Source organism: Variovorax sp. OV700, from assembly GCF_900099805.1.
In the GTDB taxonomy this organism is placed as follows: domain Bacteria; phylum Pseudomonadota; class Gammaproteobacteria; order Burkholderiales; family Burkholderiaceae_C; genus Variovorax.
In genome coordinates this window covers 56,148-71,855 of sequence record NZ_FNDR01000015.1, presented here as the reverse complement: position 1 = coordinate 71,855, position 15,708 = coordinate 56,148, and the positions used below count along the sequence as shown (strand labels likewise).

The following is a 15,708-nucleotide window of genomic DNA, read 5'->3' as shown; positions in this document are numbered from 1 at the left end:
ATGTACCACCTGAGCCGCTTCGCAGCTGCCACGCCCGGCAAGGTGGCGGTGCACTTTCTCGAATCCGGCGAGGCGTTCAGCTTCCGACAACTGGAGCGCGAGGCGAACCGGGCGGCCAACGCCCTGCTGTCGCTCGGCCTGAAGCGGAACGACTGCATCGTGTTGTGCATCGAGAACTCGCCCGCACTGCTTTTTCTTGCGCTCGGCGCGCAGCGCATCGGCCTGTACTACGTGCTCGCCTCGACGCGGCTTTCGGCTGCTGATTTCCAGTACATCGTGAAGGACTCGGGGGCATCGGTCGCCATCGTGTCGTCCGGCTGTATGAGCGCCGAAACGGCTTCGTCGCTGGATCTCGGCGGTGCACGGCGCCTCGGCATCGGCTTTGCGGATCCGGCCATCGAATCCTGGGAGGCGCATTCTCTGGCTGCGTCGAGCGAGCTGCCGCCGCTTCTCGCGCCCGGACGCGAGATGCTGTATTCATCGGGCACGACCGGCCGGCCGAAGGGCGTGCGCAAGCCGCCCTTCGAGGGCGACTTCGATGCGGTCGACAACCGCAACGCCGCGGTGGCCCGGTCGTTCGCGCTCGACGCCTCCTCGGTCTACCTGTCCACCTCGCCGCTGTATCACAGCGCGCCCAATCGGTTCCTGTCGGCGGCCATCCATGCCGGCGCCACCAGCATCGTGATGGCGAAGTTCGACGCCGAGCGCGCGCTCGCCGCCATCGCGCGCTTCGGGTGCACGCATTCACTCTGGGTGCCGACCATGTTCCACCGCCTTCTGCGACTGGAAGGAGATGTACGCAGCCGCTACAGCACGGCCTCCATGGCGCAGGCGGTTCACGGCGCGGCGCCCTGCCCGGTGCACGTCAAGCAGGCGATGATCGACTGGTGGGGTCCGATTCTTCAGGAGTACTACTCGGGCACCGAGGGCATCGGCTCCACGGCCATCACGTCGCGCGAATGGCTCCATCACAAGGGCTCGGTCGGACGCGCGACCGACGGCATCCTGCACATCCTGGACGACGCCGGCCATGAATTGCCTGCGGGTGAAACCGGGAACGTCTACTTCGAAAGCGATGCGCAATTCGAGTACTGGAACGACCCCGCCAAGACCCGCGCGGCGACGAGTCCGCAGGGCTGGCGCTCCTTCGGCGACATCGGCCGTCTCGATGATGAAGGCTACCTCTACCTGACGGACCGCAAGGACTTCGTCATCATCTCGGGCGGCGTCAACATCTACCCGCAAGAGATCGAAGACGTGCTGCTGCAGGATCCGCGCGTCGCGGATGTCGCGGTCTTCGGGGTTCCGAACGAGGAATACGGCGAGGAAATCAAAGCCGTCATCCAGCCGGCGCACCCGGACTTCACTGGCCCGGCGATCGCCGATGCGCTGAAGGCCCGCTGCCTCGCGCTGCTCGGGTCCATCAAGGTGCCCAGGAGCATCGATTTCGAATTCGAATTTCCTCGCCACGCGACCGGCAAGCTCTACAAGAAGTTGCTGCGCGACCGTTATCTAACCAAGGAGAGTCCCCCATGAGCAAAGAAATCGTCATCTGTTCCCCGGCGCGAAGCGCGATCGCCAGTTTCGGCGGGTCGCTGAAGACAACGCCCACCGCTGCACTGGGCGCGCACGCCATTGCCGCGGTGCTGCGCCGTTCCGGATTGGACCCGGCGCGCGTCGATTCCGTGGTGATGGGCAACGTCGTGCAGGCGGGCAACGGCATGAACGTGGCCAGGCAGGCCGCGGTCCTGGGCGGCCTCCCCGTCGGCGCGCCCGCCATGACCGTGAACCGTGTCTGCGGATCCGGCGCGCAGGGCGTCGCAACCGCGTACGCGGAAGTGCTCGCCGGGGTTTCACAAATGGTGATCGCCGGTGGCGTGGAGAACATGGACCGCGCGCCGTTCCTCTTGCCGGGCATGCGCTTCGGCGCGCGGATGGGCAACGCCGAAGCCATGGATTCCCTGCTGCTCGACGGGTTGAACGATGCCTTCTCCGGCAAGCATTCCGGCTGGCACACGGAAGACTTGGTGCAGAAATACGGCGTGACGCGCGAAGCGCAGGATGCGTTCGCGGCCCAGAGCCAGCAGCGGTTTGCCGCCGCGCAAGAGGCCGGGTGGCTCAAGGAAGAGATCGAGCCGCTGACGATCAAGGGCGGCAAGGCATCCACGGTCTTCGCCGCGGACGAAGGAAACCGTCCCGACACCACCGCCGAGACGCTGGCGCGCCTGAAGCCCGCGTTCCGTCCGGACGGCACCATCACCGCCGGCAACGCTCCAGGCATCAACGGCGGCGCCGCCGCGATGATCGTTTGCGAGGCTTCGGTCGCGCGCGAGGCCGGCCTCACGCCGATGCTCGCCATTCGCAGCGTCGCGGTGGCCGGGGTCGAGCCGGGCTTCTTCGGATTGGGGCCGCTGCCCGCGATCCGCCAGGCGCTCGGCCGTGCCGAATGGAACGTGCAGGACGTCGACCGCTTCGAGGTCAATGAGGCCTTCGCAGCGATAGCGATCGTCGTACGCGACGAGCTGAAGATCGAGCCTTCGCGCTACAACATCGACGGCGGCGCGATCGCGCACGGCCATCCCATTGGTGCGACGGGTGCGATCCTGATCACGAAGGTGGCTCATGCGCTCCAGCGGACCGGCGGCCGCAAGGCCGTGGTGTCGCTGTGCATCGGCGGGGGACAGGGCATTGCCCTGTGTCTCGAACGCGTCTAGCAGCAGGCCAAGCTCACTAGATCGAAGCGGAGGATCTTGATGATGCAACTGACCCCGCTGGCTGTGCAAGCGGCCGTTGTGCCCGGCGCCGCCATGCTGGGGTTCTCGGCGCTGGCAGCGCAGTTGCGATGCGAAGGAGTCGCCCTGTCCGACCTCTTCGCACGCACGGGGCTGGAGCCAGGCGACATCGACAACGCCTACGCCCCCATGTCGCAGGCCCAACGCATGGCGGTCTTTGCCAATGCGCAGAAGCTGTCGTCCGAGTCCGACGCGGCCCTGCGTGCCGGCGCACGCCAGCGCATCGGCGACTTCGGCATCTACGGCTTCGCAATGGCCAGCAGCGCCACCTTCCGGGACGGACTTGAATTCGGGATCGCGCACATGCAGCCTGCCATGCCGTTCCTGCAGCCCACGCTGCGCGTTCAAGGCGACCTGGCCATACTGGCTTGTGCGCCGGCCGAGCGCTTTGGCGCCGTCCTCCCCTTCGTGGCGGAGTTCTGGCGCAGCTCGCTCAACTCCCTGTTCCAGCGCGTGCTCGAAGTGCCCTTGCCCGCCCGGCGCCTCGTCTGCAACTACCCGGCTCCAGCGCACTGGCGGTCCTACGCGCAGGTCTTCGGTTGCACAGCCGAGTTCGGCGCCGACGTACTCGAATGGCATTTCGATGCTGCGATCCTGGATGCGGCCTGCCCGGGTGCCAATTCGATTACCCACGAGTTGTGCAGGCGGATGTGTGTCGCCGCCTCGTACGGCGACTACCAGGCCGGCGGGTGGGCGGGGCGGGTGCGTGGCGCCTGCCTGGACGATGCCCGCTGCATGGTGTCGGTTGCGCGGCTGGCCGAGCGGCTGGGCGTGTCGGTGCGCACGCTGCACCGCCGTCTGGCGGACCAGGGCGTGACATTCAAGAGTGTGGTCGATCAGACCCGCAAGGAACTGGCGATTGGCTATCTGAGCAATTCGAAGCTTCCCGTCGTCGACATCGCCGAGCGGGTGGGCTTTAGTGAAGCCACCAACTTCCGCAAGGCCTTCAGGCGCTGGACCGGCAAGGTGCCGAGCGACTACCGCATCGGAGCCGCCTGAGCGGCGCCTCGCCTCACAAGGTAAAGACCGTGCAGCCCGGGGACAAGGCTGCATGGCACAAACGAACCCCCCTCTGGCGCTGCCAGACCTCGTCGAGCCGAAGCGAGCGCCACAAAATTTGGCGACGCAAGGCACACCGTCTTGCGCGTGTAGGCACCTTGTCAACACCAAGGAGTGAGCAATGGATTTGGGGATCAGAGGAAGGCGCGCGATCGTCTGCGGCGCGAGCAAGGGGCTGGGCAAAGGCTGCGCCCTGGCGCTCGCGAATGAAGGCTTGGAGCTGCTCATCACCGCGCGCGGCGTGGACGCTCTGGAGAGCACGGCGCACGAAATCCGCGCCAGCACCGGCGCGACGGTAAAGACCGTGGCCGCCGACATCGCAACGCCCGAGGGCCGCCAAGCCGTGCTTGCGGCGATGCCGGCACCCGACATTCTGGTCAACAACGCGGGCGGGCCCCCACCGGGCGACTTCAGGGAATGGGACCGCGACGCGTGGATCGCCGCCCTGGACGCCAACATGCTGGCACCGATCGAACTGATCCGCGCCACGGTGGACGGCATGATCGGCCGCAAGTTCGGGCGCATCGTCAACATCACCTCGAGCGCGGTCAAGTCACCCATTGATTTTCTCGGACTCAGCAATGGTGCGCGCCTGGGGCTGACCGGCTTTGTCGCCGGACTGTCACGGCAGATCGTGAAGCACAACGTGACGATCAACGCCCTGCTGCCCGGCTTCCACGCGACCGACCGCATCCTCATGGGCTTCGCCGTGCTGGGCAAGCGCAGCGGCAAGACCGCGGACGAAGCACGCGACGCCATGCTGCAGCAGGTGCCGGCCGGGCGCTTTGGCACGATCGAGGAATTCGGCCAGGCCTGCGCTTTCCTGTGCGGTGCCAACGCCGGTTTCATGACCGGGCAGAACCTGCTGCTCGACGGCGGCGCCTTCACGGGCACCCTGGGTTGAACGCGGTGGTTGCCATGCATCCTCCCCTGGCCATCGAGTCCGTCGACGTGCGTGCCGTGCTGGTACCGCTCAAGCGCACGCCGGTGCTCAAGAGCATGTCCCCGCCGGCCTGGACCATCATCCTGATCGACCTGCACATGCAGGGCGGCGTGGTGGGACGCAGCTACCTGCAGCCGTATCTGCCCAACAGCGTGCGCTACATCGCGCCCCTCATCCACGACCTCGTTGAACGCTTCAAGGGAAAGCCAGCCAATCCGGTCGACCTGTTCCGCCAGGCGCGCCAAAGCCTGTGGCCGATCGGACTGGAAGGCGTCACGCTGGCCGCGATCGCCGGCCTCGACATGGCGATCTGGGACGCGCTGTCCAAGGCGGCGCAGTTGCCGCTGGCCCGTTACCTGGGCGGCAGCGTGGGCCCGGTCAAGGCGTACAACAGCAACGGCCTTTGGCTGATCGATCCCTCGGAGGTGGCGCGCGAGACGGAGGAGCTCATCGCGCAAGGGGACTTCACCGCCCTGAAGATCCGGCTGGGACGCGACAGCCTGGCGCAGGATCTTGCGGCCATCGCGGCCGCCCGGCGCGCTGGCGGCGCATCGCTGCAACTCATGGCCGATTTCAGCCAGGCCCACACCAGGGACGAAGCCATTGCGCGCTGCCGTGCGCTGGACGGCGAAGGGCTCTACTGGATGGAGGAGCCGATTGCATGCGACAACCTTTCCGGATTGGCGCAGTTGCGCCGCCGGCTATCGACGCCGATCCAGGTCGGCGAGAACTTCTGGGGTCCGCGCGACCTGCAGATCGCACTCGAGCTGGACGCGACAGACTTCGTGATGCCCGACCTGATGCGCATCGGCGGCGTGACCGGCGGATGCGCGCCGCCGGCATCGCGGCAGCCAAGGGGGTGCCAGTGTCCACCCACCTGTACCCCGAGTTTTCGGCTCACCTGATGCGGGTGACGGAAACCGCCCACTGGCTCGAGTGGTGCGATTGGGCCGATCTGATCCTGGCAGAGCCCTTCGAGGTCCGCAACGGCTTGGTCCACATCCCCGACCGACCCGGCAGCGGGATCGAATGGAACGAGAGCGCGATAGCCAAGTACGCCCACCGCCTCTGAAAGGTGATGGCGGGTGCCCAACAAGAACGGAGACAATTTCATGCACAGCATCAAACGATCGATCTTGCTGGGGGCGTTCATCGCCGCCGCAGCCATCAGCTCGAATTCATGGGCGCAGGCTTATCCGACCAAACCGGTGACGATCCGGGTGGCTTTTCCTGCGGGCGGGACTGCCGACGTCTTCATCCGACAAATCCTGCCGAGGATGCAGGCCGAGCTGGGCCAGCCATTGATGGTCGAGAACCTGTCCGGCGCGGGCGGAGCGATCGGTGCAGTCAATGTCCTCAAGGCGCCGGCTGACGGCTATGTCGTGGCGGGGCACACCAACGACGTGATCCTGACCCCGCTGGCAATGGCATCGGCCCAGTACAGACCCGACCAGTTCCGGCTGGCGGCGGCATTGGGATTGAGCGACATGCTGCTGGTGGCGCGGCCCTCGATGACGGCCCATACGCTGGCCGAGCTTGTGGATTACAGCAAGACATTGCCAAACGGCCTGTCGCTGGCCCACCAGGGGCCGGGGTCGAGCTCGCAGCTCGCAGGCGACGACATGAAGGCGGCCAGCGGCGTCAAGGCGGCAGGCATACCGTACAAGGGAATGGCGCCGCTCGTCCAGGATTTGCTGGGTGGCCACGTGGACATCGGGTTCATCCCACTGGGCATGGCCACCGTGGCGATGGTTCAGCAAAAGAAGCTGATCGCCATCGGCATTGCCGCGGCCAAGCGCAACCCCATGCTGCCCGATGTGCCCACGCTGTCTGAAGCCCACCCCGAGCGGCCAGTCCTCCACCGGCAATGGATCGGCTTGCTGGTGCCGCGAGCCACGCCGGACGCCATCGTGCAACGCCTGAACAAGGCGGTGACCGAAGCGGTGCTGAGCCCCGAATTCCAGAAGTTCGCCAGCGAAGGCGGGGTCATCACCTTGACGATGTCGGCCAAGGAATCTGACGATTTCTACAACGCCGAAATTCGAAAGTATGGCGAACTGGCGCGGCAGACCAACCTACAGCCGCAGTAGAGCGCTGCCCGTGGAGAAGGTGGCATGAATGGCGCAAATGAACCCCCACCTGACCTTGCCGAACCTCGCCGGTTGGGGATGTGCGCCGCAGAATTTCGAAGCCATAGAGACAACGCACAGCCAACTAAAAAAAGCAGTTCGATGAAAAAAATTCTGTTCGCCGCGGCAGTCGCCGCTTCGTTTTTCCTTCCCGCCGCGTATGCACAAAACGCGAGCGGCAAGCCCCTCATTGTTCGGGTGGCCTGGCCTGCCGGAGGCGCAGTGGACGTAACCTTCCGGCAGATACAACCGGCCCTGCAGGACGCATTGGGCCAGACCGTCGTCGTCGAAAACCTGCCAGGCCTGAGCGGCGCGCTGGGCGCGATGAACGTGGCTTCGGCGGCGCCCGACAACGCTGTGGTCCTGGGCACGAGCGGACCCGACCTGATCCTGGCACCGTTGAGCATTGCTACGGCGAAATACTCGCCGGAGTCGTTCAAGCTGGTCGCGCCCCTGGGCACGACGGACTTCATTTTGCTGAGCGCGTCCAAGCATTCGTTCAAGAACGTCGATGAGCTTGTGGCCTACGTGCGCAAGCCTGGCAACCCGGAACTCTCCATCGGCAACATCGGTTACGGCTCCTCATCCCACATAGCGGCAGCCGACTTCGAAGCGCGTATCGGCGCAAAGCTGATGGCGGTGCCCTACAAAGGCACGGCCTCGATGGTGCCCGACCTGGTGGGCGGCCAGATTGACCTGGCGTTCCTTCCCCTCGCCGGTCCTGTGGTCGGATTGCTGAAGTCCGGCAAGGTGAAGGCGATCGGCATTGCGAGCGAGCAGCGCAACCCCGACCTGCCCGACGTTCCGACCTTGAACGAGGGCAGTTCCCTCAAGTCGTTCAGCCACTCGGTCTGGAGCGGCCTGTTTGTCCCGACGAGGGTTCCGGATGCCGAAGTGGCGCGCCTGAACCGTGCCAGCGCCGAGGCGCTGGGAAAGCCTGAATTTCTGCGCTTCGTGCGCGAAAACAGCTCGCGAGTCTTGGGGCCCCTGGACACGGTGCAGGCGGCGAATTTCTTCAGGGACGAGATCGCAAAGATGCGGGCCGTGGCCAAGTCGATCAACTTGCAAGCGCAATAAACAGAGGGAATCTCCATGCAAATTCTGGTGTTGGGAGCCGGCGCGGCCGGTGGCTATTACGGAGCTCGCCTGCAACAGGCCGGGGCACAAGTGCGTTTCCTCGTGCGCGAGCGGCGCCGGGCTCAGCTGAGCGAGCATGGGCTGGTCGCGCGCAGTGCCTTGGGCGACATGAACCTGCCCGTTGCGACGCTCAGCCGCGCCGAACTGGCCGGGCCTGCGGCACAGGCCGATGTGGTGCTGCTGACCTGCAAGGCCTTCGATCTCGACGAGGCGATGGACACGATCGCCCCCGCAGTGGCAGCGGGCGCGCTCGTGCTGCCCGTCATCAATGGCGTGGAAGCCTACAACCGGCTGGACCAGCGCTTCGGCAGCGACAAGGTGCTCGGCGGCATTGCTTACATCGCCGCCATGCTGATGCCCGACGGCGCGATCCAGCACTTCGGGCCTAACGACGTGTTTGTCCTCGGCGCGCGTGCCGCGTCGCAGGAGCCCGTTGCACATCGCTTTCACGAACTGATCGCGCGCACGCCCGGCATGCGCAGGTTCTCCGCCGACATCGAGCAGGAGTTGTGGGAGAAGTGGGTGATGCTCGCGTCCGGGGCCACCGCGACCACGCTGATGCGCGCGAGTGTCGGCCAGATACTGGGCGCCACGGGTGGCGAGGCCGTGATCCGTCAGTCGATCGACGAAGTGACGCAGGTTGCCACCCTGTCCGGCCACCCGCCGGGCCCAGCTTCGGTCGGCATGGTCCAGCGCGTCCTGCTGGACCCGGCTTCGCCCTGGGCCGCATCGATGGCGCGCGACATGATGGCCGGCATACCGCGACTGGAATCACAGGCCATCCTGGGCGACCTGATTGCGCAAGCCAGGCTCGTGGGCGCAGCGGTTCCTCTGCTGCAGACCGCCTACTGCAACCTGCAGGTCTACGAGGCCCAGCACGCGGCAGCGTCCGCACGATGAGCCCGACGCCCGACATCATCGATCTCGCCCGCCCCCCGGTCGAAGCCGGCGCGCTGCGCTCGCTCGCCAGCCTCGACGAGCGCTTCAATCTGGCGCAGGGCTCGGCATTCCTGACCGGCGCGCAGGCGTTGATCGCCGTGCTGCTGCTGCAGCGCGAACGCGACCGCCGCGCGGGCATGTCCACCGGCGGCTATATCAGCGGCTATCGCGGTTCGCCGTTGGGGACATTCGACCAGGCACTGTGGGCGGCGGCGCGGCACCTGAAGGAGGCGGGCATTGTTTTCGATCCGGGCGTCAACGAAGATCTGGCCGCGACAGCGGTTTGGGGTACGCAGCAGCTGGACGCGCTGGGTCCCGCCAACGTCGATGGGGTGTTCGCCATGTGGTACGGCAAGGGGCCCGGCGTCGATCGCTCCGGAGACCCCTTCAAGCACGCCAATTACACCGGCACGCATCCGCGCGGCGGCGTGTTGGCGGTGTTCGGCGACGATCACCCCGGCAAGTCGTCGACGGTTGCGCATCAAAGCGAGCAGGCGATGGCCGCCAACTCGATCCCGGTGCTGTATCCATCCAACGTCGAGGACATCGTGCGGTTCGGTTTGCTGGGCTTTGCGCTGTCGCGCTACGCCGGCTGCTGGGCCAGCCTCAAGGTGGTCAACGAGACCATCGAGCAGACGGCCACGGTTGACATCGACCCGCAGGCGCAGCACATCGCCCTGCCCGACCCGGCCGATCTGTTGCCGCCCGAGGGCGTGCATTACCGTGGCGCGTTCGCGCCGGCGCGCGACGAAACCATCCTGATGCATCACCGGTTGCCGCTGGTCCTGCGCTTTGCGCGCGCCAACCGCATCGACCAATGCACGATGGGCGACGAGAGTGCGCGGTTCGGGCTGGTTTCAGCCGGCAAGGCCTACCAGGACACGCGCCAGGCGCTGTCCTATCTGGGCATCGACGACGCGCGGGCTCGCACGCTGGGCTTGGCGCTGTACAAGGTCGGCATGGTGTGGCCGCTGGAGCCGGTCGGGCTGAAGGAATTCGCCGCCGGCAAGGCCGAGCTGTTCTTCATCGAGGAAAAGGCCGCCTTCGTCGAGCGCCAGGCCGCCGCCATGCTGTACAACGACGCGGCGCGCCCGCGCATCGTCGGCAAAAACGACGAGCATGGTTCGCCGCTGGTCACCCTCGAGAAGCAACTCGAACCGCTGGACCTCGCGCTGGCGATCGCCGCGCGCCTTCGCACGGCGGGCCTGGCCGATGCAGCGCTGGAGGCGCGCATTGCGCTGCTGGCCCCTCGCCGCAGCGGCGTCATCTCATTGGCGACGGCCCAGGACAGCCGCCCTCCCTACTTTTGCTCGGGCTGCCCGCACAACACATCCACCAACGTGCCCGAAGGCAGCTTCGCATTGGCGGGCATCGGCTGTCACAGCATGGCGATGTTCTACAAGGCGCGCACCCTGCTGTCCACGCAGATGGGCGGCGAAGGCATGAACTGGAGCGGACTGCACCATTTCACCAAGACACGCCATGTGTTCCAGAACCTCGGAGACGGCACCTACTACCACTCCGGCCTGCTGGCGCTGCGCGGCGCGGTCGCCAGCAAAGCCAACATCACCTACAAGATCCTCTACAACGACGCCGTGGCCATGACGGGCGGCCAGCCCGTGGATGGGCCTATTTCGGTCAGCCGGGTGGCCCGCCAAGTGCTGGGCGAGGGCGTGAAGCAGGTGGTGCTGGTGTCGGACAATCCGGATCTGCACCGGTCCGATGCCGCCATGCCCAAAGAGGTGACGATACGTCACCGCAACGATCTCGATGCGGTGCAGCGCGAACTGCGCGAAGTGGCGGGCTGCACCGTACTCATCTACGAACAGACCTGCGCCGCGGAGAAGCGCCGCCGGCGCAAGCGCAAGGTCATGGTCGATCCGCCCAAGCGGCTGTTCATCAATCAGGCCGTGTGCGAGGGCTGCGGGGACTGCTCAGCGCAATCCGGGTGCATCAGCATCGAACCCGTGGAAACCGCCCTGGGCCGCAAGCGCGCCATCAACCAGTCCTCGTGCAACAAGGACTATCGCTGCGCGGAGGGCTTTTGCCCGTCATTCGTCACGGTCACCTCGGGCAGCCTGCGCCGGCCCGCGCAGGGCGACATACCCGAGACGCTGCTGCAGAACATACCCGTACCGCCGGTGCGGCCCGTTGCCGATGGCTTTTCCGTCATGGTGGCCGGCATCGGCGGCACCGGCGTGATCACGGTCAGCGCGGTGCTGGCCATGGCGGCGCACCTGGAACACAAGGCCGCCTCGGTTTACGACATGACCGGCGTGGCTCAGAAGAACGGGACGGTCTTCAGCCACTTGCGCGTCGCGGCGGCGCCCTCGGGCATCGCCAGCCAGCGCATCGGGCTGCGCGAAGCCGACCTGATGCTGGCCTTCGACATGCTCGCCGGTCTGGCGGACGAGGCGTCACGCACGCTGGACATGGAACGCAGCCGTTTCCTCGGCAACAACCGCGTGCCGCCGAGCGCGGTTTTCACCAGGAACCCGGACCATCGGGTCGAGGTGTCCATGCTCCAGCGCAAGGTCGCGGGCGTGGTACGCCCCGAGCATGTGGACTATGTCGACGCGACCGGCCTCGCCACCGCGCTGTGCGGCGATGCGGTGGCGGCCAATACGCTCCTGCTGGGTGTGGCGGCGCAGAAGGGCTGGCTGCCGGTGGGCGTGGCGGCCATCGAGCGGGCCCTGGAGCTCAATGGCGTGCAGGTCGAGGCCAATCGTCGCGCGCTGCGCCTGGGCCGCCTCTGGGTCACGAACCGCGCCGCGGTCGAGGCGGCCTCGGCCGGTATTTCGCCGCCCGCGCCGAAGCTGCCACAAGGGCTGCAGGAGGTGCTGTCGCACCGCACTGAACTGCTCAGGCGTTACCAGAACGCCGACTACGCACTGCGCTACAGCGCGCTGGTTGAAAAAATCGCGCAAGCCGAGGCCGCGGTGGCGCCCGGCAGCCAGCGGCTGTCGCTGGCCGTCGCCGAAAACCTGGCCAAGCTGATGGCCTATAAGGACGAGTACGAGGTGGCGCGCCTGCACACGGCGCCGGAGTTCCAGGCCGCCCTCGTCGCGCAATTCGAGGGGCCGCAGCGCCTGCGCTTCAACCTGGCCCCGCCCCTGCTGTCGCGCCGCGACCCGCTGACCGGGCAATTGAAGAAAAGCGAATACGGCCCCTGGATCCTGCCTGCGATGCGCCTGCTGTCTCGGCTTCGATTTGTGCGCGGCACGCCATTCGACCTGTTCGGCTACACCGCCGAGCGCCGTGCCGAACGCGAGCTGATCGCCAACTACGAGGTGCTGTTGCAGCGCCTGGCAAGCGAACTGCGCGCACACACCCTCGAGATCGCAATCCAGTTGGCCCAACTGCCGCAGCGCATCCGCGGCTATGGCCACGTGAAGGAGCGCAGCATGGCTGAAGCGGAGATTGCCCGGCAGGCGCTGCTGGCCGAATTCGAGGCCTCCTCTGCGGCACAGGCAACAACGGCGCGGGCGGCGGCCTGAACCCATTTTCGAGATCACCCAATGAAAATCACCTCGTTCCAGGTCCGCTGCGTCATCGTTCCAATGCCCGAGCCCCTGCGCACTGCCTCCGGCACGGTCGGGGTATCGCCCCTCGTGCTCCTGACCATCAACACGGACGCCGGCGTACAAGGCCATAGCATCCTGTTCAGCTACGGGCTCGCCGCACAGAAGCCGTTGGCCGAGCTGATGCGCAATCTCGAATCGGTCGCCGTCGGCCAGCCTCTGGCGCCCGCCGATCTCTCGCGCAGGCTGCATGGGCACTTCCGGATGCTTGGCACCGAAGGTTTGGTCGGGATGGCCCTGGCCGGGATCGACATGGCGGTATGGGACGCTTTCGCTCGCGCACACGAGCTGCCCCTGTCCACCATGCTCGGATCATCGCCGCGACCGGTCCAGGCCTATGCGGGCGTCAGCTATGAGGGCGCGCTGGGCAGCGGCCAGTCCGCCGAGAAGTGGGCGCGCAAAGGCTTCAAGGCGGTCAAGGCGAAGATCGGTTATCCGACCGTCGCGGAAGACTTGGCCGTCGTGCGCGCCATGCGCTCGGCGATGGGCCCGGACGCAGCCATCATGGTCGACTACAACCAATCGCTTGGTACCAGCGACGCAGCGAGGCGCCTGCGCGCCCTGGAGGGCGAAGGCCTCGCCTGGATCGAAGAGCCGATCGTTGCCCATGACCATGCCGGGTTGGTGCAGCTGGCAGCAGCCATCACCACGCCGTTGCAAGCCGGTGAAAACTGGTTGGGGGCTCTCGGTTTCCGCCACGCCTTCGACGCGGGTGTGCGCGGCCTGGCCATGCCCGACGCCATGCGATGCGGCGGGGTCACCGGTTGGCAACAAATTGCCGCACTGGGCCAGCTTTATGGCGTGGCGCTTTCCAACCATTTCTGGCCGGAAGTCAGCGCCCATCTGCTTTGCGCTACGCCGACCGCGCATTGGCTCGAATACATGGATTGGTGGAACCCGATCCTGAAGGAGCCGCTCGACGTGCGCGATGGGATGGCCTACACCAGCGAGCGGCCGGGGTCGGGTGTCGAGTTCAACGAAGCAGCCGTGCAGCGATACCTGGTGTGAACGCCCGTCAAGGGACAGCGGCCTTCATTTTCAACATCGGGCCGATCCCTCGCCACCGGCCATGATGACTGGCGCGGCGAATGCGCGTCCGGTCAGGGCCCGGGCATAGAAGTAGTTGTTGCGCGCCCGCTCGCTCAACCCGTCGAGGTCTACGCGGCCTCGCGCATCGCATGGGAACGCAAGCTCGCCGCCGTTGAACAGCGAACTGTACCGGGCCACGTAGGCCGGCTTGACAGGAGCTCTCATCATGTCAAATGCGGAGCCGGCTCACTGGGCAAAGTGGGCCGGCCGATGTCCGCAGGCTAAGCCAGAGCAGGCTCCAGGAACCCTGAGAGCCGTCGTGTGATCAGCTGCTCCGCCTCCTCCATGATGCGGTCCATCAGTTCCTGCACGGTCGGAATGTCGTTGATCAGGCCGACCACCATGCCGCAGCTCCAAGCGCCCGCATCCATCTCGCCTTGCAGCATCACGCGCGGGTAGACGCCCGCGACCTGGTCGATGATGTCGTCGAACTTGAGATCGGCGCCTTTTTCCTTCTCGATCCGGATCAGTTGCTCGACCGATGAATTGGTCAGCACGCGCTCGGTGTTGCGCAGGCCGCGCATCACGAGCCGCGTATCGAGCTCGGTGGCCGCGACGATGGCGTCCTTCACGTTCTGGTGGACCGGCGCTTCCTGCGTCGCCACGAAGCGCGTGCCCATGTTCATGCCGTCAGCGCCCAGCGCCAGGGCCGCCACCAGGCTGCGTGCGTCGGCCATGCCCCCGGAGGCCACGAATGGAATCTTCAGTTCCTCGGCGGCCCGGGGCAGCAGGATCATGTTGGGCATGTCGTCCTCGCCCGGGTGTCCGCCGCACTCGAAACCGTCCACGCTCACGGCGTCGCATCCGATCGCTTCGGCCTTCAGCGCGTGGCGCACCGAGGTGCACTTGTGGATCACCTTGATGCCGGCCTTCTTGAGCGCGGGCATGTAGGCCTCGGGGCTGCGCCCGGCCGTCTCGACGATGCGAACGCCGCCCTCGGCAATCGCCGCGATGTACTCGGGATATGGCGGCGAGGACAAGGTCGGCAGGAACGTGAGGTTGACGCCAAAGGGCTCGTCCGTCATGTCGCGGCAGCGCGCGATTTCCTTGGCCAGGAGCTCGGGGGTTCTTTGGGTCAGGCCCGTGATGAGCCCGAGCCCGCCGGCATTGGACACGGCCGCGGCCAGCTCCGCAAAGCCGACGTAGTGCATGCCGCCCTGGATGATCGGGTGGCGAATGCCGAAGAGTTCAGTGATGCGTGTTTTCATGTGTCTTTCACCAGGTTTCCATGTAGGGGCGCAGGTCCATCTCGAACGTCCAGGCGTCTCGAGGCTGGGTGTGCAGGTACCAGTAGTTCTCCGCGATGTGCTCGGGGTTCAGGATGCCGCCCTGCTCCTTGAGCGCGTAGCGTTCCGGGAAGTTGCTGCGGATGAACTCCGTGTCGATGGCGCCGTCGACCACGATGTGCGCCACATGGATGCCCCGCGGGCCGAGCTCTCGCGCCATGCTCTGGGCCAGTGCGCGAAGGGAATGCTTGGCGCCGGCAAAGGCCGCGAAGTTCGCGGAGCCGCGAATGCCCGCCGTCGCGCCGGTGAACAGAATCGTCCCGCGACCCCTCGCAACCATCCTGCGCGCGACCTCGCGCGCATTCAGGAACGCACTGAAGGCGGCCATCTCCCAGATCTTCATGTACTTGCGCCCCGTTTCCTCCAGGATGCTGCTGGGCACGTTGGCGCCGATGTTGAAGACCATCACTTCGATCGGGCCGCGCTCCTTCTCGATCTGGTCGATCAGGGCGACGACGTCGTCCTCCTTGCGTGCATCGCTGCCGTAGCCGAACGCCTGGCCGCCGGCCGCGCGGATGCGTTCGACGGCCGGTTCCAGCTTGTCGGCCGATCGCCGCGTGAGGCACGCGACATAGCCCTCGCGGGCGAATCGCGCGCCAATGGCGCTGCCAGTGGCGTCGCCGGCGCCGACGACGAGAGCCACACCGCGGTGGTTGGCTGTTTGGTCCATGCGTTCTCCTTTAAAAAACGTCCGTTAAGTCATCGCACGTTAATCAATGAACGATCGTTTGTCAATCGAAGAAGAACCCAGTG

The 15,708-nt window shown here is 66.2% G+C and carries 14 protein-coding genes; 11 read left to right on the top strand and 3 right to left on the bottom strand.

From position 1 onward, the window contains the following. The 11 genes from BLR24_RS26550 to BLR24_RS26505 all read left to right on the top strand — a co-directional run bounded on the left by BLR24_RS26550 (position 1) and on the right by BLR24_RS26505 (position 13,588). Entirely contained in the window at positions 1-1,536 is a 1,536-nt protein-coding gene (locus BLR24_RS26550; RefSeq protein ID WP_093023025.1) for an AMP-binding protein, read from the top strand. Continuing rightward, complete coding sequence (locus BLR24_RS26545; protein ID WP_093023023.1) at positions 1,533-2,714, top strand: thiolase family protein; 1,182 nt, start codon at positions 1,533-1,535, stop codon at positions 2,712-2,714. Before BLR24_RS26550 ends, BLR24_RS26545 begins: the two co-directional genes overlap by 4 nt. A gap of 39 nt (positions 2,715-2,753) precedes the next feature. Further along, positions 2,754-3,791 carry an AraC family transcriptional regulator gene (locus BLR24_RS26540; RefSeq protein ID WP_093023021.1) on the top strand — a complete coding sequence of 346 codons (1,038 nt, stop codon included), beginning with the start codon at positions 2,754-2,756 and terminating at the stop codon, positions 3,789-3,791. A gap of 181 nt (positions 3,792-3,972) precedes the next feature. Further along, positions 3,973-4,755, top strand: a complete 783-nt coding sequence (locus tag BLR24_RS26535) for an SDR family oxidoreductase (RefSeq protein WP_093023019.1) — start codon at positions 3,973-3,975, stop codon at positions 4,753-4,755. Between the two features lie 14 nt (positions 4,756-4,769). Then, the gene (locus tag BLR24_RS26530) at positions 4,770-5,699 is read left to right on the top strand and encodes an enolase C-terminal domain-like protein (protein ID WP_254787594.1); all 930 of its coding nucleotides are present in this window, start codon (positions 4,770-4,772) and stop codon (positions 5,697-5,699) included. Next, positions 5,660-5,866: an enolase C-terminal domain-like protein gene (locus BLR24_RS31135; protein WP_254787592.1), complete on the top strand. Its 207-nt coding sequence runs from the start codon at positions 5,660-5,662 to the stop codon at positions 5,864-5,866. The genes BLR24_RS26530 and BLR24_RS31135 overlap by 40 nt, the downstream gene beginning before the upstream one ends. Before the next feature lie 40 nt (positions 5,867-5,906). After that, positions 5,907-6,884, top strand: coding sequence for a tripartite tricarboxylate transporter substrate binding protein (locus BLR24_RS26525; protein ID WP_093023017.1), 978 nt, complete (start codon positions 5,907-5,909; stop codon positions 6,882-6,884). A gap of 24 nt (positions 6,885-6,908) precedes the next feature. After that, on the top strand, positions 6,909-8,000 hold the full coding sequence (locus tag BLR24_RS26520; protein WP_093023015.1) for a tripartite tricarboxylate transporter substrate binding protein: 1,092 nt from the start codon (positions 6,909-6,911) through the stop codon (positions 7,998-8,000). Positions 8,001-8,015: 15 nt separating this feature from the next. Beyond that, positions 8,016-8,960, top strand: coding sequence for a 2-dehydropantoate 2-reductase (locus tag BLR24_RS26515; protein WP_093023013.1), 945 nt, complete (start codon positions 8,016-8,018; stop codon positions 8,958-8,960). Continuing rightward, positions 8,957-12,496 carry an indolepyruvate ferredoxin oxidoreductase family protein gene (locus BLR24_RS26510; protein WP_093023011.1) on the top strand — a complete coding sequence of 1,180 codons (3,540 nt, stop codon included), beginning with the start codon at positions 8,957-8,959 and terminating at the stop codon, positions 12,494-12,496. Before BLR24_RS26515 ends, BLR24_RS26510 begins: the two co-directional genes overlap by 4 nt. 21 nt (positions 12,497-12,517) lie before the next feature. Next, positions 12,518-13,588 (top strand): enolase C-terminal domain-like protein, encoded by a 1,071-nt coding sequence (locus BLR24_RS26505; protein WP_093023009.1) that lies wholly within the window; start codon positions 12,518-12,520, stop codon positions 13,586-13,588. A 30-nt stretch (positions 13,589-13,618) separates the two neighbouring features. Here BLR24_RS26505 and BLR24_RS26500 read toward each other — a convergent pair whose 3' ends face one another. Genes BLR24_RS26500 through BLR24_RS26490 form a run of 3 tightly spaced genes read right to left on the bottom strand, consistent with a single transcriptional unit; the run spans position 13,619 to position 15,625 of the window. After that, complete coding sequence (locus BLR24_RS26500) at positions 13,619-13,837, bottom strand: hypothetical protein (protein WP_093023007.1); 219 nt, start codon at positions 13,835-13,837, stop codon at positions 13,619-13,621. 53 nt (positions 13,838-13,890) lie between these two features. Beyond that, on the bottom strand, positions 13,891-14,877 hold the full coding sequence (locus BLR24_RS26495; protein WP_093023005.1) for an NAD(P)H-dependent flavin oxidoreductase: 987 nt from the start codon (positions 14,875-14,877) through the stop codon (positions 13,891-13,893). A 7-nt stretch (positions 14,878-14,884) separates the two neighbouring features. Then, complete coding sequence (locus BLR24_RS26490; RefSeq protein ID WP_093023003.1) at positions 14,885-15,625, bottom strand: SDR family oxidoreductase; 741 nt, start codon at positions 15,623-15,625, stop codon at positions 14,885-14,887. Between the last annotated feature and the right edge of the window lie 83 nt (positions 15,626-15,708).

What these genes read in the sequence shown, in the direction of transcription:
- BLR24_RS26550 (WP_093023025.1), top strand. Translation starts at nt 1, where the DNA reads ATGTACCACCTGAGCCGCTTCGCAGCTGCCACGCCCGGCAAGGTGGCG.
- BLR24_RS26545 (WP_093023023.1), top strand. Translation starts at nt 1,533, where the DNA reads ATGAGCAAAGAAATCGTCATCTGTTCCCCGGCGCGAAGCGCGATCGCC.
- BLR24_RS26540 (WP_093023021.1), top strand. Translation starts at nt 2,754, where the DNA reads ATGATGCAACTGACCCCGCTGGCTGTGCAAGCGGCCGTTGTGCCCGGC.
- BLR24_RS26535 (WP_093023019.1), top strand. Translation starts at nt 3,973, where the DNA reads ATGGATTTGGGGATCAGAGGAAGGCGCGCGATCGTCTGCGGCGCGAGC.
- BLR24_RS26530 (WP_254787594.1), top strand. Translation starts at nt 4,770, where the DNA reads ATGCATCCTCCCCTGGCCATCGAGTCCGTCGACGTGCGTGCCGTGCTG.
- BLR24_RS26525 (WP_093023017.1), top strand. Translation starts at nt 5,907, where the DNA reads ATGCACAGCATCAAACGATCGATCTTGCTGGGGGCGTTCATCGCCGCC.
- BLR24_RS26520 (WP_093023015.1), top strand. Translation starts at nt 6,909, where the DNA reads ATGAATGGCGCAAATGAACCCCCACCTGACCTTGCCGAACCTCGCCGG.
- BLR24_RS26515 (WP_093023013.1), top strand. Translation starts at nt 8,016, where the DNA reads ATGCAAATTCTGGTGTTGGGAGCCGGCGCGGCCGGTGGCTATTACGGA.
- BLR24_RS26510 (WP_093023011.1), top strand. Translation starts at nt 8,957, where the DNA reads ATGAGCCCGACGCCCGACATCATCGATCTCGCCCGCCCCCCGGTCGAA.
- BLR24_RS26505 (WP_093023009.1), top strand. Translation starts at nt 12,518, where the DNA reads ATGAAAATCACCTCGTTCCAGGTCCGCTGCGTCATCGTTCCAATGCCC.
- BLR24_RS26500 (WP_093023007.1), bottom strand. Translation starts at nt 13,837, where the DNA reads ATGATGAGAGCTCCTGTCAAGCCGGCCTACGTGGCCCGGTACAGTTCG.
- BLR24_RS26495 (WP_093023005.1), bottom strand. Translation starts at nt 14,877, where the DNA reads ATGAAAACACGCATCACTGAACTCTTCGGCATTCGCCACCCGATCATC.
- BLR24_RS26490 (WP_093023003.1), bottom strand. Translation starts at nt 15,625, where the DNA reads ATGGACCAAACAGCCAACCACCGCGGTGTGGCTCTCGTCGTCGGCGCC.